The sequence below is a fragment of the Pseudomonas sp. 05N434 genome (assembly GCF_056396965.1).
This window is the reverse complement of record NZ_JBFTMK010001118.1, coordinates 1-473: the sequence shown is the minus strand read 5'-3', so window position 1 is coordinate 473 and position 473 is coordinate 1. Positions and strand designations below refer to the sequence as shown.

Sequence of the window (473 nt, the reverse complement as noted above, 5' to 3'; positions counted from 1 at the left end):
CGTTAAGCCAAGCCAAAATACCCGGGCTACACGCCATCAAAAAGATAAAGCCAAAGGACTTCGAAGATGATCTTGAAGGGCAACAAGGCATCATTTTCTTCAAGGATTTCTGGCGCCGAGGCAACGAGACCTTCGGCAATCGCAGCGGCGATCATATCGATCTATGGAACGGGCGTAGATTAACGGACTGGATGAGCTACCCTCGTATTCAGTTGGGGTTCTCCATTGAGGGCAGCTTCTCCGACTACCACGAGTCGAAGGAAATATGGTTTTGGAAGGTCATATGAAAATTGTTAAAGGGGCATTGTTCGTCATTCTTATTGTTGCCCTGGCCATTGGAGCGTTTAACTTGATATTCGTGACAGTGTCTGGCTACTTTGGGCCGTTCTACGAGAGTGAGGCAGACCAAAGTCGGAACTTTGCAATTTGGCTTTTGGGTAATGCGGGGGTTGGGTTGCTTTCGGTTGTCATGG

At 48.4% G+C, this 473-nt stretch carries 2 protein-coding genes; both read left to right on the top strand.

Annotation, left to right across the window (positions count from 1 at the left end; translation table 11 throughout):
• On the top strand, positions 1–287 hold a 287-nt coding region (locus AC1DLB_RS32015), incomplete at its 5' end, for a T6SS effector amidase Tae4 family protein (protein ID WP_477786539.1).
• A partial coding sequence (locus tag AC1DLB_RS32010) for a hypothetical protein (protein WP_477786538.1) occupies positions 284–473 on the top strand: 190 nt, incomplete at its 3' end. The genes AC1DLB_RS32015 and AC1DLB_RS32010, both read left to right, overlap by 4 nt.